At 45.0% G+C, this 20,611-nt stretch carries 17 protein-coding genes and 1 other annotated feature; of the genes, 15 read left to right on the top strand and 2 right to left on the bottom strand.

Annotation, left to right across the window (positions count from 1 at the left end; all coding sequences use genetic code 11):
- Window positions 1-65 precede the first annotated feature (65 nt).
- The 6 genes from IAE55_RS18115 (at window position 66) to IAE55_RS18090 (ending at window position 6,782) form a co-directional block, all read left to right on the top strand.
- Window positions 66-1,325, top strand: a complete 1,260-nt coding sequence (locus IAE55_RS18115) for a TraB/GumN family protein (RefSeq protein ID WP_200633447.1) — start codon at window positions 66-68, stop codon at window positions 1,323-1,325.
- Between the two features lie 239 nt (window positions 1,326-1,564).
- Window positions 1,565-1,876: a YbjQ family protein gene (locus IAE55_RS18110; protein WP_145018910.1), complete on the top strand. Its 312-nt coding sequence runs from the start codon at window positions 1,565-1,567 to the stop codon at window positions 1,874-1,876.
- A 75-nt stretch (window positions 1,877-1,951) separates the two neighbouring features.
- Complete coding sequence (locus IAE55_RS18105) at window positions 1,952-2,758, top strand: CPBP family intramembrane glutamic endopeptidase (RefSeq protein ID WP_200633446.1); 807 nt, start codon at window positions 1,952-1,954, stop codon at window positions 2,756-2,758.
- Between the two features lie 236 nt (window positions 2,759-2,994).
- Window positions 2,995-3,528 (top strand): HAD family hydrolase, encoded by a 534-nt coding sequence (locus tag IAE55_RS18100; RefSeq protein ID WP_325168656.1) that lies wholly within the window; start codon window positions 2,995-2,997, stop codon window positions 3,526-3,528.
- A 184-nt stretch (window positions 3,529-3,712) separates the two neighbouring features.
- Window positions 3,713-4,729, top strand: a complete 1,017-nt coding sequence (locus IAE55_RS18095; RefSeq protein ID WP_200633445.1) for a phosphotransferase enzyme family protein — start codon at window positions 3,713-3,715, stop codon at window positions 4,727-4,729.
- 181 nt (window positions 4,730-4,910) lie between these two features.
- Window positions 4,911-6,782, top strand: a complete 1,872-nt coding sequence (locus IAE55_RS18090) for a heparinase II/III domain-containing protein (protein ID WP_200633444.1) — start codon at window positions 4,911-4,913, stop codon at window positions 6,780-6,782.
- Window positions 6,783-7,041: 259 nt separating this feature from the next.
- Here IAE55_RS18090 and IAE55_RS18085 read toward each other — a convergent pair whose 3' ends face one another.
- Window positions 7,042-8,022: an NAD-dependent epimerase/dehydratase family protein gene (locus IAE55_RS18085; RefSeq protein ID WP_200633443.1), complete on the bottom strand. Its 981-nt coding sequence runs from the start codon at window positions 8,020-8,022 to the stop codon at window positions 7,042-7,044.
- A gap of 176 nt (window positions 8,023-8,198) precedes the next feature.
- Window positions 8,199-9,209: a type I glyceraldehyde-3-phosphate dehydrogenase gene (gene gap / locus IAE55_RS18080; protein ID WP_200633442.1), complete on the bottom strand. Its 1,011-nt coding sequence runs from the start codon at window positions 9,207-9,209 to the stop codon at window positions 8,199-8,201.
- Window positions 9,210-9,430: 221 nt separating this feature from the next.
- Here gap and IAE55_RS18075 point away from each other — a divergent pair, with 221 nt between their 5' ends.
- The 9 genes from IAE55_RS18075 to IAE55_RS18035 all read left to right on the top strand — a co-directional run bounded on the left by IAE55_RS18075 (window position 9,431) and on the right by IAE55_RS18035 (window position 20,384).
- A complete protein-coding gene (locus IAE55_RS18075; protein WP_200633441.1) occupies window positions 9,431-10,030 on the top strand; it encodes a TetR/AcrR family transcriptional regulator in 600 nt (199 codons plus the stop codon).
- 380 nt (window positions 10,031-10,410) lie between these two features.
- Window positions 10,411-11,775 carry a cytochrome ubiquinol oxidase subunit I gene (locus IAE55_RS18070; protein ID WP_200633440.1) on the top strand — a complete coding sequence of 455 codons (1,365 nt, stop codon included), beginning with the start codon at window positions 10,411-10,413 and terminating at the stop codon, window positions 11,773-11,775.
- Window positions 11,772-12,788, top strand: a complete 1,017-nt coding sequence (locus IAE55_RS18065; protein WP_234489657.1) for a cytochrome d ubiquinol oxidase subunit II — start codon at window positions 11,772-11,774, stop codon at window positions 12,786-12,788. The genes IAE55_RS18070 and IAE55_RS18065 overlap by 4 nt, the downstream gene beginning before the upstream one ends.
- A gap of 99 nt (window positions 12,789-12,887) precedes the next feature.
- A complete protein-coding gene (gene cydD / locus IAE55_RS18060; protein WP_234489689.1) occupies window positions 12,888-14,630 on the top strand; it encodes a thiol reductant ABC exporter subunit CydD in 1,743 nt (580 codons plus the stop codon).
- The gene (gene cydC, locus IAE55_RS18055) at window positions 14,627-16,357 is read left to right on the top strand and encodes a thiol reductant ABC exporter subunit CydC (RefSeq protein ID WP_145163876.1); all 1,731 of its coding nucleotides are present in this window, start codon (window positions 14,627-14,629) and stop codon (window positions 16,355-16,357) included. The genes cydD and cydC overlap by 4 nt, the downstream gene beginning before the upstream one ends.
- Window positions 16,358-16,423: 66 nt before the next feature.
- A complete protein-coding gene (locus IAE55_RS18050; protein ID WP_105442805.1) occupies window positions 16,424-17,152 on the top strand; it encodes a response regulator transcription factor in 729 nt (242 codons plus the stop codon).
- A 126-nt stretch (window positions 17,153-17,278) separates the two neighbouring features.
- Window positions 17,279-17,512, top strand: a binding site (T-box leader).
- Between the two features lie 192 nt (window positions 17,513-17,704).
- Entirely contained in the window at window positions 17,705-18,571 is an 867-nt protein-coding gene (locus IAE55_RS18045) for a GNAT family N-acetyltransferase (RefSeq protein WP_200633438.1), read from the top strand.
- A 122-nt stretch (window positions 18,572-18,693) separates the two neighbouring features.
- Window positions 18,694-19,305, top strand: a complete 612-nt coding sequence (locus tag IAE55_RS18040; protein ID WP_234489656.1) for a TVP38/TMEM64 family protein — start codon at window positions 18,694-18,696, stop codon at window positions 19,303-19,305.
- A 248-nt stretch (window positions 19,306-19,553) separates the two neighbouring features.
- The gene (locus tag IAE55_RS18035; protein ID WP_234489688.1) at window positions 19,554-20,384 is read left to right on the top strand and encodes a helix-turn-helix transcriptional regulator; all 831 of its coding nucleotides are present in this window, start codon (window positions 19,554-19,556) and stop codon (window positions 20,382-20,384) included.
- Window positions 20,385-20,611 lie beyond the last annotated feature (227 nt).

Genomic DNA, 20,611 nt, shown 5'->3' with positions numbered 1-20,611 from the left:
GACCTGTAGTCGCAGAATTCGTTCTTGCTACATTTATCAAATTAGGAAAAGGAGATTTTATGCAAATGAAAAAAATAAGCGTATCATTGTTGTCCCTAGCCCTGCTTACCTCTGGATTCTCTTCCGTGCATGCAGCAGAGAAAGCCTCTACTGTATGGCTTAACGGTGAGCAAATCCAATTGAGCAACTCGGCATCGATCGTAGAAAAAGGGGTGACACTCGTTCCGATGCGTCCGCTACTGGAGAAGTTGGGTGTCAAAGTGAACTGGAATGGAGCGACCCATACCGTTAATGGTACCAAAAACGGCCTATCCTTGTCCCTGAAGATTGGCAACGCCAATGCAACTGTAAACGGCAAAACTGTCAAGCTGGGTGTTTCTCCAAAGCAAGTCCGGGAAGTAACGTATGTGCCACTTCGCTTTATCGCGGAGACTGCAGGCTATCAAGTGGCCTGGAAACAATCCTCTCGCCAGATAAGCCTTACTTCCAAGCAGCAAACGGAAGGCAGCCGTGGCTATTTGTGGAAGGTAGAGCATAAAGGCAATACGGTGTATCTGCTGGGTTCACTTCACTACGTGCATGAAGGAATGTACCCGCTAAGTCCAGAGATTGAGAATGCCCTCAAAGCAGCTGATTACTTGGGTGTTGAGGTCGACTTGTCAAAGGTCGCTCCTGAAGAATTACAAAAACTGGTGGTGGGACTGGGTCTTTATAAAGATGGTACAACTCTGAAAGATCATATCTCCGCTGAAACGTATAAGAAAGTCACCGCCCTTCTAAAAGAAAATGGAATGCCAGTGAACAGCTTCGACCATTTCAAGCCGTGGTTCGTCCAACAAAACGTTCTGGGCATTATCGCTGGTAAAGAAGGCTATCAGTCAGAAATTGGGATCGACCAGTACCTGATTGATAAAGCCAACAAAGCGAAAAAACCGGTTGTTGCTTTGGAAACTATCGATTCCCAACTCCAAACGAACAATAACTACTCAGACGCGCTGCAGGAAAAATTGCTGCTCCAAACACTGAACCCATCTGCTGGGGTCACCCTTGTTCCGGATGGAGGGATCGATACTTTCGCCAAAATGTGGAGAGAGGGAGATGATAACGCATTGAATGCGTATATCAACTCTTCAGACTGGGATGCTGAATATCACAAAGCTTTGCTGACTGACCGCAATGGAGAAATGGCCGACAAGATAAAAAACTATCTAAATGGTGATAAAAAAGAAACCTATCTAGTCGTCGTCGGAATGCTGCACATGTTAGGCGACGAAGGGGTCGTTCCATTGCTGAAGATGGAAGGCTATAAAGTGGAAAGACAGTAGTCCTTATACGATTTGTGTACACAAAAGTTATCATAATGATGTTCTCAGCAACAAAACCTAAAATTTAGACGAACTGTTCTTTCTTAGCTCCTTGGTTATTGCTTACCTCGTGCTGAACCGACTAACGATCTTTCTGACGCGACCCTAATGGAGTCTTGGGAAAATCAATCAAGAAAGCAATCAACATCCAAAAGGAAAACAGAGGCGTCATTCCATAATGAATTAAGGAGGGATAATTTATGATCATGACCACTACATCAACTATTGAAGGTTCACCGATCAGGCAGTATTTGGGCATTGCCACTGGTGAAGTGATCATGGGGGCTAACGTATTCAGAGACTTCAAGGCTTCCATTACCGATCTGGTAGGGGGGCGCTCGCGCGCTTATGAAGGTAAGCTTCAGGAAGCAAGGGATGCGGCATTTGCTGAGATGACCCAGAAAGCTTCGAGGATGGGAGCTAACGGGATTGTTGGAGTCGATATTGACTATGAAGTTATTCGCGAGGGCATGTTAATGGTCGCTGTAAGCGGGACTGCGGTAATCGTATAAGCCCACTTAACAGCATTGCTAATGGATTGTGTTGGAGCGCGCGCTAGAAAATATTAATTTATATTGGGAGTGTTTATGATGTCAACCAAAAAGGGCTTGCAGCAAGAAACTTTGGATCCCGCCCTTCGAGTTCGCCCCCTCGTGCGATGGGGTGTTCTCGCATATTTCCTCTACATTGCAGTCTTCTACGGTATCTTTGTGCTCAACGGCATCGACTATACGCGAGTGGGTGAGAGTGAGCGGACCCTTCTTCTCGGGTACGTAGCAACGCTGTCCGGCGGTGCTGTACTAACCTTCACATTCCTCACGATCTACGGATGGTGGCGCCCCGCCCTGGTAGAACGGCGAAGTCTTTCTCGATGGACGATGACGTTCCCGATTATCATGGCGGTCATCGCGATTGTGAACATGCTGATCGGAGATTTCACCCGTGTTACGCCCCTCATGTGGCTATATCTCATCGTCGGCAGCATCCTGGTCGGCTTCAATGAGGAGATGATCCATCGCGGTCAATTGATAGTCGCTCTGCGCAGCCGATTCGGTGAAACTGGGGTCTGGCTGCTCTCAACAGCGATGTTCGCAGTCTTCCATCTGCCGGGCATGTTTTTGGGCCTCGGAGCCGGTGCGCTATTCCAGGTAGTGATGGCATTCGGCCTCGGTTCGATCTTCTATCTCGCCAGGAGGTCGACCGGATCGCTCGTGGCCTCCATGTTCCTGCACGGACTTTGGGACTTTAGCGTTTTCTCTACACATAACTCGTCGTTTCACCTGGCTGGTATATTAGCTCCGTTGTTGGCGATCGGTGCGGCGATCACGGTTCCGATCATTCTCCGCCGTGAAAAGCGACGCGATAGTATGAAACGTGTAAATCAAGAAAACTGAAGAATGGGTAACCTCAACTAACTAACTAACCTCATCCAGTAGGATTACTCAATCACAACATCTTCAAGGAAAATGTCGTCTTATCTTCAGATAAGTAAACCTTGAAGGTGTTTTTTACGTCCAGGCAAATAGCAGGGTCGAAAGAAGAAACGAGTGCGATAAGTTGATTGTTCATGAAGATGACGAAATTATTCCTATTATTTGTGAACACATAAGATCGGCATCAGAAACATTCTGTGAGATCAAGGATATTGGGGATTTTTGGTGGAAAGTATTCTCGGAAGCATTTCGCAAAAGTTGTGGCGATACTTTCCAAACACAGCGAAGCTTTGGGATTTTCTCGCTTTCAGAGACCATACAGAACTACAACTTCAGGCTGTGTAGCGGAAGACATTATAAAGATCCAATTCGAGCATTGGCAAAGACCAAAAATTTTCGAAGACACAAAACCATTTCTTCAATCGGTGCGTGGTCTAACGACGCTTATCCTCTCCAATATAGACACCAAGGATATTCATGAAGCAATAAGATACCATGATATCCATTTTAATGATGTAATAACCAGTGAGGACTTTAAGTCCTACAAACCTAATCCGGAGTTGTTTAAGGAAGCGTTACTAAGATATAATTTAGATCCAATCGAGGTTATCCATATTGGAGACTCTATATTAAGTGATGTATGTGGGGCACAGAATGTTGGAATCAAAACGATTTGGCTGAATAGGCCCAATGAAAAAAGCCTGAGGCATAAATCCGGACTACATATGTAAGGACTTGTTTGAAGTGAGGGGTGTTTTGAACAATTTATTACGCTAACCGGAAATGATAGTTCAATAAATAAACTAAAGCACGGCTGCCGGCATGGATTGGCAGTCGTGTTAAGCTAACGGGCAGGATAGCATGATGATAAAGCTATGCAATTACTTAAATTATGAATGAAAGAAGGCATAGAAAATGATACGAGAAATTGAACAGCAATTCACTGAAGAGATCCTTACCGAAGCAATAAAGCGATATGACCTTAATAAAGACACTGTTCGTTCATTGGGCGGTTATGAAAGCTTCGTTTATGAATACCAGAAAAACAATGCATTTTTCATATTAAAAATCTCACATACAATCAGAAGATCAATAAATAATATACGGGGAGAAATTGAATTTTTAAATTTTTTGTCGAATAAAGGACTGGCAGTTTCAAATGCTGTTCCATCGACCAGGGGGAATATGGTTGAAGAGATTGCTGCAGAAAATGGTTCGTTCCTAGCCATTTCATACGAAATGTCTCTTGGAAAAGAAGTGTCAGGTGAAGAATGGAATGAATCGCTTTATGAAAAATGGGGCGAATTTCTGGGGAAAATCCACCATGCCACAAAGAGTTATGAATGGAGTAATCCGGCGTTTAAACGACAAGCCTGGGACCAAGAAGTTCAATTAAAAGCGGAGAAATACCTGCGACCTGATGATGAAATGATATCAATTCTAAAAGAAAGATTAACAAAACTTACTTCTCTGCCCAAGTCCAAAGATACATACGGTTTGACTCATACTGATTTTCATCAAAGTAATTTTTATCTGCATAACGGAGACATTTATTTATTCGATTTTGATGATTGCAGTTATACGTATTTCATAAACGATATCGGAATTACATTGTGTTATGCACTTTTTTATCCCTTTAAGGAATTTGAAAATAAAGCGGAATATTATAAATTGTTTTTCCGCCATTTTATGAAAGGATATCTGAAGGAAAATACAATCCAAGAAGAAGAAATAGTACATTTACAAGATGCTATTAAACTTCGTTATGCATTGCTGTATATTTATTTTCATCAAGCAAACGATGTGTCAAATTTGGATGAACAATCAATGAACTGGTTAAGAGAGCTCCAACGAGTAGCCGCTTCTGATGAACCTATGCTGCCGATTGATTTTGTTCAAGAATTTAAAAGTATTTATAATAGTATTCATTAACCTGGGAGCATTGTATTGTACCGGCTGCCGGGTAAAACTGCCAAAACATCTGTAATTGATTTTGGAGTGGATGATAAATTCGTGAACGAAAGTTATGGGTATGCAACGGTATAACAAGTATCTTTATTGGGCTAATGGAAAAGGCTTTCATCATTGATATATTGGGAAGAGGTTGACGTTCATGTTAGCAGAGCGATTTATTAATGACAATCTTGGAAAGTGTTTGCTTAACCGGAATAATTACCGACCGTTTCCTACAATCGAAGACCGAAGTCAATGGAAACAGCTACCATTGAATCTTAGGTCTTTTTGGATCAATGAAGCCACAAGTAAGCTTCATTATGCATGGCCTACTATAACTGCCACTCAATATATGGATTATAGCAGAACGGGTAATCGGGTCGATTTTGACAATGCTTCGTGGAAAAGAAGAGAGGTGCTGTCTTCTTTAGTCATCGCCGAATGTTTTGAAAATCAGGGACGCTTTATGGATGATGTCATAAATGGAATATGGTGTATATGTGAAGAAACATTCTGGGGAATCCCTGGTCACGGTTATATGATGAAGAGGCAGGATCCACTTCCAGACATATCGGATCAGATCATTGAATTATTCTCTGCCGAGACGGCCGCGCTGCTTGCATGGACTTATTATCTGCTGAAAACCAAATTGGATGGAATAAGCATTATGGTAAGCGAGCGTATACAGCACGAGGTGAAAAGGAGGATTCTTGATCCTTATTTACAGCGGAATGATTTTTGGTGGATGGGTTTCAATCAGGAGAAGATGCTGAACAATTGGAATTCATGGTGTAATTCAAACTGCTTAGCGGCGTTTTTGCTGTTGGAAGACGACCCCAATCGACGAGAAGCAGCGGTGGTCAAGGCGATGAGAAGCTTAGATATGTATCTACATAGACTCCCTTCAGACGGCGGTTGTGAGGAAGGTCCGAAGTATTGGATGTATGCCGGAGGAACGATTTTTGATAGTCTGGAACTGCTTTACGGCGTTTCCGGCGGTAAAATTGATGTATACCAAGAACCTCAAATTAGGCAAATAGGATGTTATATTTACAAAGCTTTTATCGATGACTCGTATTATGTCAACTTCGCTGACAGCCAGGCACAAGTCCATATCCCCGCGGAACTTACATATCGATATGGACGCCGTATTGGAGATTCGAGGTTGTGTGAGCTTGGAGCAAGGGTCCAGAGAATGAAGCGGGAAGAAGGGACCCGCTTAGAGTTTTCATCCATGTTTCGCCTTTTGCCGGCTTTATTTAATTATACGGAAGTAGAGCAATATTCCGGAAAATCTCCTTATATTCGAGATGCATGGTTTGACAGCATTCAAATCATGGTGGCACGAGAGCAGGAGGGTTCGTCCAAAGGGCTATTCCTAGCTGCCAAGGGCGGGCATAACGGTGAAAGCCATAATCACAATGACATTGGACAATTCATTGTATATTGTAATGGCTCCCCGATGATCATTGATCCCGGATTATTGACCTACACATCTAAATCGTTTTTCTCGGAGCGATATACCCTATGGGCGATGCAATCAGGATATCACAATCTCCCTATTGTAAATGGCGTTCAGCAACAGGACGGAAGACAATTTAGGGCCGATGAAGTCGAGTATAACCTGAATGATAACGTTACATCGTTATCAATGAATCTCGCGGGAGCCTACCCAGGGTTCGCCGGAATAAAAAGCTGGATACGATCAGTTAATTTCTATCGTGATTTGTCCCCGAATATTGAAATCAGTGACAATTTTCTTCTAAATCAAGTGACGGATGATATCACACAAATTCTAATCACGCCTCACCCTCCTCAAACCCAAGAAATTGGGAATATTATCCTTCAAGATAAAAATTACAATAGGGTAAAAATACAATATGATAGCGAAATGTATGCGTACTCAGTAGAGAAAATTTTACTCGAGGACGAAATCATGAGAGAGATATGGGGGGATGCCTTGTATCGGATTAAGCTTACAGCCATTAAACCCGCCGCGCAGGGTGAGTGTGTAATCAGGATTAGCAGATAGTGGCGTTATGCTAAAATGATGAGCAGGGAAACTAAGCTCAATGAGGGCGAAATGAAGTAATCACTAAACTAACGGAGACTTTAGTTAAACAATAGAGGAGCATATCACCGTCTGATATGCTCCATTTTTTATTACGCTAGTAGGCTTTTTGATGATCCTGTAGTGCTCATCTTCGTCAGACGCCGCCTACCAAATTGGCCAAAAGAGCCAGTGCAGAGAACAACTTACCATCGATTGCCGTCGTTTGCCCACCAAAGACCTATCGTCGAGCAGATGGTTCCTCATAGCTTTGCAAGCCAGCATCGCGCAAAGTTCTTCCGACATAGCCCAACTCTCGACGTGCAGCAGTATCGTTGACGGTGAACTCACGCCCAATCACGCGTATCATCGAGCGTGAGATCGGCGGATCGCCGTCTTTCCGCGTGACGGCCCACATCGTGTCGAACAGCTGGCCAATGGCGGAGGCGAGCCAGTAGGGCATCGAGCGCAGCTTATCGATGGACAGGCCCTGCAAGTTCGCAAGCGAGGCGACGAACTCACGGAAAGTCTGCCCTTCCTGGTCTTTGATGAAGAAGGCATGGCCGCCTTCTCCGCGTTCAAGAGCGCATTGTATGGCTTCAATCACATTGTCCACATGGCAGGTTGAAAAAGGGTAATCGCCGCGGTCGATGAACGCGAACTGTCCAGACCCGACTGCTTCGGGAAGCGCTCGGCTAAACGGATCACCAGGCCCCCAGATAGCCGGTGGGCGAAGCGCGATCGTGCGAAAGCCGGGTTTGTTGGCTGCCAGAACCAATGAATCGGCCCGTGCCTTGCTCGCTAGGTAGGCGGAGAAGTGGTCCGGGAAAGTCGGCGCGCTTTCATCGGCGTCGCGGATGAGCGTACCGCCGTTATCCATGTGGATCCCCGCCGCGCTGATGTAGACGAATGTCTTCGCACAGGCGGACTCGGCTGCCTTCAGCAAGGCTGCGGTGCCATCAATGTTGGTACGGAAGAAGGGTTCGCGAGGCCCTGAAAAGCGGAAAAGGGCGGCAGCATGTACAACCGCATCGATCATCGGTAACACGATTGGCGTGCTGCTTTCGAGATCGGCATCGACCGGCGTCGCACCCATGGCCTTGAGTTTGGAGTGAGATGATACAGAGCGTGTGAGGGCGAATATCTGGTGACCATCCTCCACGAGCTTCGGGATGAGGCGGCCGCCGAGCAGGCCGGTGCCTCCCGTGACGAGAATTTTCATTGTGTTCTTCCTTTCGGTTCGGAGTTCAGGATAGACCGCATGGCGCCGCCACGGATTGATGGTACAGCGTCAACCGACGCGCCTCCCGTCAAAACCAGACTAATGCCGAACAATCGATCATCGTATTGTGGAGTGCATCTTTCATAGAATTTTCCTTCTTTCCATCTTTTGGTTATTTATCTAGCGATCTTAGCGAAGTGCTCCAGCGTACGAACCAATTGGGCTGTATAAGACATTTCGTTATCGTACCAAGCTACGGTTTTCACCAATTGCTGGTCACCGACGGTCAGAACTTTCGTCTGCGTGGCGTCGAAGAGCGAACCGAATGTGATGCCTTTGATATCGGAAGATACAATTTCGTCTTCCGTGTATCCGAAAGTTTCTGGATCGGAAGCTTGTTTCATAGCAGCGTTAACTTGCTCAACCGTTACCTTGGTATTCAAAACGGCAACGAGTTCAGTCACGGAACCTGTTGGTACAGGTACACGTTGAGATGCCCCATCCAGTTTGCCCTTCAGTTCCGGAAGAACCAGGCCAATGGCTTTTGCGGCACCGGTGGAGTAGGGGACGATGTTCTCCGCTGAGGCGCGCGCAGCTCGGAAATCGCCTTTTGGATCCGGAGCGTCAAGCGTGTTTTGGTTACCCGTGTAAGCGTGAACGGTCGTCATCAGCCCGGATTGGATACCAAACTTGTCGTGCAGAGCTTTAGCCATAGGGGCCAGGCAGTTGGTTGTGCAGGAAGCGCCGGAAATGACGGTTTCCGTTCCGTCCAGTGTGTCATGGTTCACGTTGTATACGATTGTTTTCATGTCGCCTGTAGCGGGGGCAGAAATGACGACTTTCTTCGCTCCGCCTTTCAGGTGAAGCTCGGCCTTTTCTTTCGTGGTGAAGAAGCCTGTACATTCGAGAACAATATCAACGCCAAGCTCTCCCCAAGGAAGCTCTTCAGGATTCCGCTTAGCCAGAACCTTAACCTCTTTGCCGTTTACTTTGAAGGCTCCGTCATGGACTTCAATGTCACCGTGAAAAGTGCCTTGCGTCGTATCATATTTGAGCAGATGAGCTAACATTGTAGCGTGCGTAAGGTCGTTAATCGCTACAACCTCGACGCCTTCCACATCTTGAATTCGGCGAAAAGCGAGTCGTCCGATTCGTCCAAAACCGTTTATACCTACTTTTACAGTCATTGAAAAATCCCCCTATAAGTTTTATTTATTCCAACAAGCCAATGCCTGCAATGAAATGAAAATGACCCAGCGCTATTTCATTCCAGAATGGCTTGTTGTATAATGCGAAAAGAGACCGATCGGTATTTTTTATATTAGCATGATATTAGTGAATTGCAAGGACGAATTGGATAATTCGTTTTAAACAAATGAAATAAAATACGGTTCATACGGAGGAGCTCATGAAAAAAGGGGACAGAACACGGGAACACATCATTATGAAATCGGCTGAAATTTTTAACCAGAGAGGATATGCCGGTACATCGCTAAACGATATTATTGCCGACACAGGAATTAAGAAGGGGGGCATCTATCGACATTTTGCCAGTAAAGACGAGATAGCGCTTGAAGCCTACAATTATGCTTCCAGTATGGTCGCCAGTAAATTTTCTGAAGCGGTCGATCAAGAGCAGTCTGCGTCAGGAAAGTTGGTTGCTTTTTTTCGTGTCTATGAGAATGTCGTCAACGATCCCCCATTTATTGGCGGATGTCCCATGCAGAATACAGCTGTAGAAAGTGACGATACTCATTTGGAGCTTTGTGGTCAGGCAAGGCAAGGGATGCATACCTTCTTGGATATGATGAAAAGTATTATTCGTGACGGCATTCAAGCTGGGGAGTTTAGGGAGGATCTGGAGGTTGATGCGCTAGCATCATTTGCATTTTCCTTGTTGGAGGGAGGGATTTTACTCAGCAAGTTGGATGGGGATAACAAGCACATGCTAATGAATACAAAAATCTTCTCGTCCTATTTGCAGCAATGCTGCTTAAAGACCTGTTAATCTGGTGTACTGGCACATCGGAATGGAGCTTGCAGCTGTCTTATGCAATAGCCCAAACGGGTGGTTTTTATATTTTTCACGGAGTTGTAAGAAAGAATTGATCTTTACTTGAACGTTTAGAGGAGAAGGTGTGACCACGATTGCAAGGCTAAACGTCGTATATATAATAAATTTTAAATATCAGGTTTTGTAATATTTCAACTGCATTTCTCACAAATTTGGGGAAATGCCAACGTACTATGTGAAAAAGTTCTCTTTTTATTCACGAAGGAGCAAAGCATTCTGTCAGCCCCCGAAGGTCGTAAAGTTTAACGTCTAAACCTGATGTTTTATTTTTTTCATTTTGTGTACAGGAACAGTGTTGAAGGGAGGCAGTTAATATGGGAATCGATACGGTGCTATGGAGTAAACTCGTGACTGGAATGACACTAGGATTCCACGCTATTTTCGCGACACTTGGCGTGGGTATTCCATTAATGATTTCACTCGCCGAGTTTATCGGTATTCGTAAGAAAGATCTTCACTATATTCTAATGGCAAAGAGGTGGTCACGAGGGTTCGTTATCTCTGTTGCAGTAGGCGTAGTCACAGGAACAGCAATTTCGTTGCAACTCTCCTTGGTATGGCCCAATTTTATGAAACTTGCGGGAAATGTTATTGCGCTCCCATTGTTTATGGAAGTGTTCGCCTTCTTTTTTGAAGCCATTTTCCTAGGGATTTACCTGTACACGTGGGAACGGTTTAAAAACCCGATGATGCATTGGTTACTAACGATTCCTGTTGTCATCGGTGCAGGGATGTCAGCAGTATTTATCACGACAGTAAACGGATTTATGAATCAACCTGGGGGATTTACGTTTGAAGGAGGACAATTCACAGCCGTTGACCCCGTTCAAGCAATGCTGAGTACGGCAACATTCTCCAAGGTGTTTCATGTATTAAGTTCGGCCTATTTAACAGGAGCTGCTCTGCTGGCAGGTGTTGCAGCATTTGCAATACTTCGAAAAGGGGTTTCAGCATACCACAAAAAAGCCTTAAAGCTGATGATGGGCGTCGTCCTCCTGTTCGGATTGCTCAACACGTTAGCCGGGGACGTATCCGCCAAGTTTTTGGCCGAGCATCAGCCGGAGAAGCTGGCCGCTGCAGAATGGCATTTCGAGACTGAAAACGGTGCGGACCTGGTTTTATTGGGATGGCTTAACGCTGAGCATGAAATCATTGGGGCGCTTCATCTTCCGAAATTTCTCAGCTTCCTGGCCTTTGGAAACTTTAATGCGAAAGTGATAGGGCTCGAAGAGTTTCAGACGGATGAACGTCCACCGCTCCTTGTTCATTATTTGTTCGACTTGATGGCAGGAATCGGATTCACATTATTGGGAATTTCGCTGCTGTATTTTCTGTTTGTAATCTGGAAAAAGCGTAACGAACTCAACAAGTGGTTGCTGCGAATGATTGCATTAGGAGCACCGCTTGCTTTTTTAGGAGTTGAACTGGGGTGGTTTTACGCAGAACTCGGCAGGCAACCTTGGATTATCCGAGGATATATGCGAGTAGAGGAAGCGGCTACGACATCCCCAAGCGTCAGGATCCTTTTTTTCTTTTTCCTTCTACTATACATCGTATTGGGAACCGTAAGTGTTCTTGTGCTTCGTCGCATGTTCAATAATAATCCGGCAGAAGTTGAGATGGAGACGTGGACGCAGCATGCAAGCGACAAATCAACATTGAAGGGTGAGCACACATGATGAATTACGAATTGATTGGAATTTCAGTGCTCTGGTTGTTTTTGTACGGATATATCATCATCGCTTCCATTGATTTTGGCGCAGGTTTCTTTGCCTTTTATGCTCGTTTAACCAAACAGGACCATGTAATCAACAAATTGATTTCTCGTTACTTATCGCCAGTTTGGGAAATCACGAATGTATTTTTCGTTTTTTTCTACATTGGCATGATCGGCTTTTTCCCGGAAACCTCCTATTATTATGGATCAGCCATGCTTGTCCCAGGAAGTCTTGCGGTCATTTTGCTCGCTATACGCGGTTCGTTCTATGCATTTGAAAATTATGGCTCCAAAAATAATATGGTTTATCTGTTTCTGTATGGAGCAACCGGAGTGCTTATTCCTGCTTCTTTGTCAGTGGCGCTGACATTATCCGAAGGCGGATTTATTTTGAAACAAGGAGAGACGGCCTCGTTGGATTACTGGGCACTCTTGAGCAGTCCACTGTCTTGGAGCATCGTTGGACTGGCCATCGTATCTGTTTTATTCATTAGCGCTGCTTTTCTGGCTTTTTACGCTTCACGTGCTGAAGATCATGCAGCATTGAAATTGATGCGAACCTATGCGCTTTTTTGGAGCACGCCTACAATCGTTATCGCACTGACAGCATTTATTTTTTTGGGTCAACACAATGAGCGGCATTTCCAAAATATGATGGATTTATGGTGGCTACTCGCGCTCTCCGTTGCCTTTTTCATGATTGCCATGTGGTTATTATACCGAGGAGGCCGTTACGGGATGGCGTTTATATGCATCATGCTGCAATTCTTCAGTGCTTTTTTTGCTTACGGCATTGGGCAATATCCTTACATTCTTGACCCATACATCACCATTCAAAGTAGTGTCACCTCTTCGTCTATGGGATTCGCACTGGTTGTGGCGTTTATCAGTGGTATGTGTCTCTTAGTTCCTTCATTGATCTTGGTCTTCAGGCTTTTTCTGTTTGATGCAGATTATGTGAAAGGAAACAAATAGAATAGTACATTGTTTCATACGGAATATTCCCTCAAGGCCACTTTCCGGAAGGAGGAGAGTTTTTACGTGAAGAGAAATAAAACCCTCATTGCTCAACACATGTCTGCACAACGAAAATATCTTGTTCTTCTTGGCATCATATCCGTTGCACTTGGTACAGCTATTGTTGGTCAGGCTGCATTGCTTGCAGAAGCCATCCAGCGTATCTTCGTGGAAAAAGCCTCTTTCTCATCCGTGGCTATGATCCTTGGCATGCTTTTGGCGATGATGGCTTTACGTACATTGTTTTCATTTGTAAATGGGAGAATTGGTCTCCATATGGCTGCCACTGCAAAGACCAACATGCGAGAATCTGTTTTGCACAACTTGACCCGTGTTTCCATGGGTTTAAGTCTTCAAGGACAGACGGGAGAGAGGGTCAGCGTAGTATTGGATGCCGTAGATGAGGCGGATAGTTATTTCAGTCAGTACATCCCGAAAATGGTGGAAGCCATGATCATTCCGATTTTGGTCCTGATCGTTACATTTACTCAACATGCCAATTCAGGTTGGATCATGATGTTTACGGCTCCGTTTATTCCGATATTCATGATCTTGGTGGGGCTAAAGACGAAAAATAAATCGGAAGAAAAATATGCGCAGCTGGCCAACTTTTCCGGTACGTTTTTGGATTCCCTTCAAGGGTTGGTTACATTGAAAATATTCGGGCGAACTCAGCGTCGGCAACAGGAGATAGAGCGCAGTAGTCTCAACTATCGGGACACAACCATGGATATTTTGAAAATCGCATTCATGAATACGTTCATGTTGGAATCCATTGTGATGCTTAGTATCGGTGTTATCGCCCTTGAGTTGGCCATTCAGTTGGTTGTTTTCAAATCAATGGCGTTCCACACTGCTTTACTCGTTCTGTTACTCGTTCCAGAATTTTATAATCTCTTAAAAAATACAGGCACCGCTTTCCATAGCGGGCGGACAAGCATGGGAGCGATCCGTAAGGTTGAGAGTATGCTTGAGAAGAATAGGGTAGAAGCGCATGTAAGCGATGGTAACGATCGGATGCCAAATTTTCAATTGTCCCATGCAAAGCCACTTTCAGTACCCCCTTCGATAGAACTGAAAAATGTACGATTTCAGTATGCTCCAGATTCATTTGAATTCCACTCGGGAAATGTGTTTCTTAAACCGGGGGACAACATTGCCATTGTTGGTAAGAGTGGAGCCGGTAAAACGACACTGCTTCATCTTATTGCCGGTTTGCTGAAACCGGATTCGGGGATCATTCTGGTTAATGGAAACCCACTCTCTCATGATCATGAAGAAGTATGGTTTAAACATGTCAGCTACATCACACAGCACCCTTACATTTTTGCAGGTACATTCGCAGAAAATATTGCGATCGGTGCAGGTAGGGACGTATCTAGGGCAGAAATCGAGAAGGCGGCAGAGGAAGCCGGACTTACAGCCGTTGCAGCACAACTGGATAAGGGGTTTGATACATTCGTTGGCGAGGGCGGACGTGGACTATCTGGTGGTGAAAAGCAACGTCTGGCCTTGGCACGCGCATTTTTGAAGCGACCTGCCATCATATTGTTCGATGAGCCTACAGTAGGGCTCGATTTGCACACCGAAAGCATACTGCAACGTTCCATTTCCATATTGTCGAAAACGTCTACCATGATTACTGTGGCACATCGTTTATATACGATTCAACATGCCACCAACATCTTGTTTGTTGACCATGGATCGATCGTGGATTCAGGGTGTCACGAGGAGCTTCTGAAACGCTTGCCCCAATATGCTGAAATGGTCGCTGTTCAACAAAAAGGAGAATTAGCATGAGTGAGCTGGCTATGTTTTCGAAAGCAATGTTTCAAGAGCGGAAGGATATTATCTTTTCGATAATAGGAGGGTTTATTGCTGGAATAGCCGGTGTAGCTCTCTTTTCCGCAAGTGGCTATCTGATTTCTCAAACGGTATTTGCGCCACCGCTCTATACATTGATTATCCTTACATCCCTTGTGAAATTTCTTGGTTTTCTCCGGTCGGTGAGCCGTTATGGAGAACGATTGTATACCCACCGGGCGACGTTCTCCATCCTCAGCCGTTTGCGAACTTCCTTTTTTGCTAAACTCATCCCTTTGACCCCTGGAATACTGAATAAAAATCGAAGTGGGGACTTACTTGCACGGATCGTTGGAGATGTAGAAAGTTTACAACACTACTTTCTGCGCGTTGCATATCCGCCGCTTATTGTAATTATGGTGTTTTTGGCAACGGTGCTTTTTACAGCTTCCTATTCCTTCTGGATTGCTGGTTTGCTGGTATTGGGAATGTTGATGACGTCACTGGTCGTGCCTGGAATCGTTCTGTTGGGACAACGAAAAATACATGAGCGTGTCCGCGAGCAGCGATCGAAACTGTCCACGGAAATCACAGAAACACTGTATGGATTTCGGGATTTAAAGATTTATGGGCAGTTGGCACAGCGTGAGGAGCAACTTCAGCGCTCTTCTGCTACTTTGGCAGCTGAACAGCAACGAGCTGCTGTCCAATTGTTACTGGGACAATCCATGCATGTTTTTGTTACATTTTTTATTGCTTGGGGTGTGCTGACGCTCAGTGCCTATTTGATTCTGGACGGAAGACTTGCTGGCGTATTTCTTGCCATGCTGGTCATGGCCACGCAAACCGTTTTCGAAGAGGCAGCTGCTTTGGCTGTATTACCTGCATATAAGCAAGATAGCGAACATGCAGCCAATCGGCTGACGGAAACAATACCATCTCAAGCTACGACATTGCGATTAAGTAAGTCTGAGTCTTTGCCAACCGATTTACCTGTATCCATTGAAATAAGCAACGCTACTTTTCAATATGAGGGGGAGTGGAGGCCAGCACTTATGAATTTCTCACTACATCTTGCTGCGGGTTCTAAAACAGCGATAGTTGGGCCGAGCGGGTCAGGAAAATCTACGTTAATCGAGTTGTTGCTCAAACTGCGAACAACAACATCGGGGAATATACGCATAAACAAAGTCTTGATTAACGAATTGGAGGAGGCAAACATCTGGGAATTGACAAATGTAGTGTTGCAACAAAGCCATTTTTTCAAAGGGACGCTTCGTGAAAATCTGTTGGAAAAGGCAGATGAACATTCTGACGAGGAGCTAATGGAGGTACTTGCTAAAGCCCAATTACCAAATATTTCGCTAAACCAGGTGGTCTATGAGAAAGGTGAAAACTTATCCGATGGAGAAAAACAGCGTCTTGCCTTAGCACGAGCCATGCTACGCAAAGGACAACTTTGGTTGCTGGACGAACCAACGTCTTCTCTGGACTATGTAACCGAGCAACGCGTTCTAAAGCAATTGTACGAGCAAGCGAGCGGAGATACACTTCTTCTCATTTGTCATCGCCTCACCGGTCTAGAGAAGATGGATCAGATTGTTGTCATGGAGCAGGGCAAAATTGTGGAGATCGGCTCATTTACGGAATTGATGGAACAGAAGGGATACTTTTATAAGTTAAAACAGATTGAACTACAGATGATTGGTGAATCTGGAGTTTAAAACGCTTGAGCTCCTGTAAGCTAATCGGTTGGTTCGGTTCACTCAGGACGTAGGAGGGCGATTGAAATGATGACAAACCATAGAAGAGTTTTACTAGTTGATGACGAGACACGCATTCGCAACATTCTACGAATGTATTTGGAGTTCGAAGGATTCATAGTCGAAGAAGCACCGAATGGTACACAAGCCATCCAAAGATATGGTGAGAAGCACGCAAATTATGATTTGATCGTGCTGGATTGGTTACTGCCTGACATGAATGGGATTGAGGTTTGCAAGTGTATGAAACAGATACAACCTGATATTCCGATTCTGTTGTTAACTGGGCGATCGGAAGAAAAGGACCGCATTGAAGGTTTTGAAGCGGGAGCAGACGATTACGTCATCAAGCCATTTAGCCCAAGGGAAATTGTGCTTCGTATCCAAAACATGATAACCCGTGTATATTCTCCCAATCCCTATGTTTCTGAAGATTTGCTAAATAACGCTTTCAAGATTGGTGAAATTGTGCTTTATCCTTCATCACGCCGTGTTATGGTGAAACAAAATGAGGTTCATCTGACTCCGAAAGAATATGATCTGCTCTATTTCCTGATCACACATCAAGAAAAAGTATATTCTCGTGAAGTATTGCATACTGAAATTTGGAAGTCATCGCACAGAGAGATTTACGACCGTCGTACAGTAGATACCCACATTAAACGCCTGCGTGATAAGCTATTCTCCTATTACCCGGAAGGAAATGGATGGATTCGTACATTATGGGGACATGGGTATATGTTCAAACAAATTTAAGTACAATACTAAACTGGCTTCAGGCATTAAGATAGCAGGCAGGACTGTTTACTAATGCGAGCTGTTGTTGTTTGAATTATTGACAGAATATTGCGCCTATCTTATATTGAACTTAATTAATAATTACCAAATGCGATGAAGAGGACAAGTAGATCAGGAAACGCCGTTCAGAGAACTGCCGGTTGGTGCGAGGCAGAGGATATCCGAATCAAAAATCACCTCAGAGCTGGCCTCCGAATTATAGTAGATGGGCCCGGGATTCTACCGTTACAAAGAAGCATCGTTGTTGGACGATGGCTAAGAGGGCGTTTATTATAAACGTCAATCAGGGTGGTAACGCGGAGCAACTCCGTCCCTAATGGGATGGGGTTTTTTTGCGTCTTCAAAGAATATTTATTATATTGGAGGGTTATCGAATGAGTAAATTGATGTTACAGAACGTTTGACATTACAGCAACTTGAATTTGATGATGCTGATTGGGTACGGATTGGTGTAGTTTAACAAGCTGGGTTAACGATCAGAAGTTGAGCTGATGAAAGGGTGATATTGCAATGCAATTCAAGTTGTATACGGATGTGCATGAGTTTTACAATGACACCTATGATGTGTTGATGCGTCATGAAGCGCAAAATTTGATTCCTCTTGGCAATATCATAATGGGGCATGAAGGAAAAGACACAACAGACTGGCGTAACCCTGTAAATTGGCTTATGGCAACTATTACGGATGCTAAGGGCATACAACTTACCGCCATAATGACACCGCCACACAATATTACGCTTTATGCAACAGACAACATCATTAACCCAGATGCGATAAACTGTCTGATAGATGGGCTGAAAGACCGTGAAATTCCAGGTGTGATAACTGAAAAAAACTTGGCAGAATATTTTGCCAAAGAATATACCTTGCGCAGGGGAATAACCTTTAAAACCACCATGAGCCAACGTATCTATGAACTTACGGCAGTAAACCCAGACATTCAAAAGGTTGGTATCGTTCGATTGCTAGATGAAAAGGATATTCACTTTTTCCCATACTGGGCTGAAGCATTTTATGCAGCGGGGAGTTATGGCAAAACAGAAATGTCCATCCCGCAAAATGCAGACCCTTACCTCTACCGAATAGCATCAAAAAAGCTCTATATTTTAGAGGACAACGGGATACCCGTTTCTATGGCAGGATATACAAGGGAATTGCAGACGGCTATTGGCGTCGCATTTGTATATACCCCTCCATATGAACGCAGGAAGGGTTACGCTACTTCAATTGTGGCGCAAATAAGCCAACTTGCATTGGATAAAGGGTTTACTAAGTGCGTCTTATATACAGACCTAGCAAATCCCACATCTAATAGTATCTATCAAAAGATAGGCTATATGCCAATTTGTGATTCGCTCCAGTTAAAATTTGAATAGTACAATGATGCGGACAGAACTTCTGCTACCTTAGAAAATAAGAGCATCATATAGAGTTATAATGAAACCACTTGGAGTTATAGGGGGAAACACATTCTATGTTAGGCGCTGAGATCAGCATAATGGAGTATTTTACGGAGCAAAACATCGAACTCCTTTTGGAGCGTTTCCGCTCGCTGGGGCCACTGCCCGGCATTCTGCTAACTTTTCTAAAGTCTTTCGTTCCGCCACTGCCTACTATCATGATTGTCGGCGCCAATGCCGCCATCTATGGATTGTGGCTGGGTTTTTTATATTCGTGGATCGGCCTTGTAACGGGCAGTTTTCTTACGTTTTGGCTTTTTCGCAAAGCGTCGGATACACCATTTATTCAACGCTGGGCGGTCAGGCCCAAAGTACGGATGGCCATGGTATGGGCACAGAGGAACGGGTTTAGCTTTGTTTTTCTCTTAAGCATGCTCCCGATAGGACCGTTCGTAGTCATAAACATGGCCGCGGGATTAACGCGAATGCCGACGGTTTCCTTTGCGGCAGCCGTAACTCTAGGCAAAGGTGCCATGGTATTCTGCGTTTCCTATATCGGAATGCATCTGTCCGATTTTATTGCCCAGCCCGTCAAGTTAATCGGAGTGGCATTGTTTATTGCAGCTTCCATATGGTTGAACCGGAGGCTGCAGGCCTATTTTACGTCCTCGGCAGCTGTGGCATCCGAGCCCTCGAACACTATGGAATAAAGCGGGGAGAGAACTTGGAGTTAGATTATAAATATTAGAATCATGAAGGGGTATGTTGCCAGGCTGATTTGGTCATGTAAGACAGAAGAATATACATGCTTATTAGCCGCGTAACTGCGGCTATTTTTGTTCAAACGATAAATGTTCATGTCAGCTTCACTTATTCTAAAAGGTTGTATCGAAACCGCCGATCGCGCTAAAATGGCATTAAATGTAACGCTCAGAAAAACGGGGGCTTCGCCGTGACGATGAAATGGATCGACTTGTCCAGGAATGCGATAGACTTATACGAGCAGAAACATCGGGGCGGGCATCTCGTGTCCGAGCACTATCACCAGACGCACCAGCTGCTATTTGTGCTGGAAGGGGAAGGCACGATCCGGCTAGGGGGGGAAGTACGGAAGCTTACGGTCGACGATACGGCGCTGATCGTTCCGTATTCCGTCCACTCCGTCATGTCCGACTTCAGACTGACCTTGTTAGTGTTAGCGTTTGACGAGGCAGTGCTCGATCCGGATATGAGGGCGCAGCTGCTCCACGCCAACTTTCCGGCCTCCTGCCTGATGAAGCCGGGATTGTTTGCTGCGAGCGAACTGCGTCAGCTGCTGAGGAAAATGCTGTTCGAGCAGTCCAGGGAGCTGTCGCCGCTCGTCCGGCTTTCGCTCAAAGTCCAGCTGTCTCAGCTGCTGCTCTTGCTGGTTCGATCGGCCGGAACGGAGGCCGCCGGAGCGGGCTCCAGCTCCAACAAGCTGCGTGCAGAGAAAATTCGCAGCTATATCGATTCGAAGTATTTTGATCCGCTGACCGCTGGGGACATCGCCTCCAAGCTGGACATTAGCACGCGGCACGTGAACAACATCTTCAAGGAACGGTACAACATGACACCGATGCAATATTTGACCGAGGTACGCATCCGCGTCGCCCAGAAGTTGCTGGTGGAAACGGGTAAGGACATTATTTCGATCTGCTTCGAGGTCGGCTACGATTCCGTGTCTACGTTTTACCGGTCGTTCAAAGCGGTCGCCAAGCTGTCGCCAAAAACGTACCGGGAACTGAACGCGCCCGAGCAAGCTGAGTAGCAGGGATCCTTCCGTCAAACGGACAGCGAGCGCACAAATGTGGGATCAAACGAACAAGATAACGATCAAAGGACGACCAGCCGATTGATTGAAACATATTTTCCCCTTCATCCCCCATCGGCTAAACGTCGGCGGGGATTTTGTTTTTCGCTCGAATAATTCGCTTCCAAAATTGAGAATCGTGTTCCCGTAATCGTAAGAAAAGTGGTTTCGCATCGACTACAATA

The organism is Paenibacillus sp. S28 (assembly GCF_016624415.1).
Lineage (GTDB): Bacteria > Bacillota > Bacilli > Paenibacillales > Paenibacillaceae > Paenibacillus_AQ > Paenibacillus_AQ favisporus.
Note: the sequence above shows the minus strand (reverse complement) of the source record. Positions and strands in the feature narration are given on the sequence as shown.

What these genes read in the sequence shown, in the direction of transcription:
- IAE55_RS18095 (WP_200633445.1), top strand. Translation starts at nt 3,713, where the DNA reads ATGATACGAGAAATTGAACAGCAATTCACTGAAGAGATCCTTACCGAA.
- IAE55_RS18070 (WP_200633440.1), top strand. Translation starts at nt 10,411, where the DNA reads ATGGGAATCGATACGGTGCTATGGAGTAAACTCGTGACTGGAATGACA.
- cydD (WP_234489689.1), top strand. Translation starts at nt 12,888, where the DNA reads ATGTCTGCACAACGAAAATATCTTGTTCTTCTTGGCATCATATCCGTT.
- gap (WP_200633442.1), bottom strand. Translation starts at nt 9,209, where the DNA reads ATGACTGTAAAAGTAGGTATAAACGGTTTTGGACGAATCGGACGACTC.
- IAE55_RS18090 (WP_200633444.1), top strand. Translation starts at nt 4,911, where the DNA reads ATGTTAGCAGAGCGATTTATTAATGACAATCTTGGAAAGTGTTTGCTT.
- IAE55_RS18065 (WP_234489657.1), top strand. Translation starts at nt 11,772, where the DNA reads ATGATGAATTACGAATTGATTGGAATTTCAGTGCTCTGGTTGTTTTTG.
- IAE55_RS18035 (WP_234489688.1), top strand. Translation starts at nt 19,554, where the DNA reads ATGAAATGGATCGACTTGTCCAGGAATGCGATAGACTTATACGAGCAG.
- IAE55_RS18075 (WP_200633441.1), top strand. Translation starts at nt 9,431, where the DNA reads ATGAAAAAAGGGGACAGAACACGGGAACACATCATTATGAAATCGGCT.
- IAE55_RS18085 (WP_200633443.1), bottom strand. Translation starts at nt 8,022, where the DNA reads ATGAAAATTCTCGTCACGGGAGGCACCGGCCTGCTCGGCGGCCGCCTC.
- cydC (WP_145163876.1), top strand. Translation starts at nt 14,627, where the DNA reads ATGAGTGAGCTGGCTATGTTTTCGAAAGCAATGTTTCAAGAGCGGAAG.
- IAE55_RS18110 (WP_145018910.1), top strand. Translation starts at nt 1,565, where the DNA reads ATGATCATGACCACTACATCAACTATTGAAGGTTCACCGATCAGGCAG.
- IAE55_RS18040 (WP_234489656.1), top strand. Translation starts at nt 18,694, where the DNA reads ATGGAGTATTTTACGGAGCAAAACATCGAACTCCTTTTGGAGCGTTTC.
- IAE55_RS18050 (WP_105442805.1), top strand. Translation starts at nt 16,424, where the DNA reads ATGATGACAAACCATAGAAGAGTTTTACTAGTTGATGACGAGACACGC.
- IAE55_RS18045 (WP_200633438.1), top strand. Translation starts at nt 17,705, where the DNA reads ATGCAATTCAAGTTGTATACGGATGTGCATGAGTTTTACAATGACACC.
- IAE55_RS18115 (WP_200633447.1), top strand. Translation starts at nt 66, where the DNA reads ATGAAAAAAATAAGCGTATCATTGTTGTCCCTAGCCCTGCTTACCTCT.
- IAE55_RS18105 (WP_200633446.1), top strand. Translation starts at nt 1,952, where the DNA reads ATGATGTCAACCAAAAAGGGCTTGCAGCAAGAAACTTTGGATCCCGCC.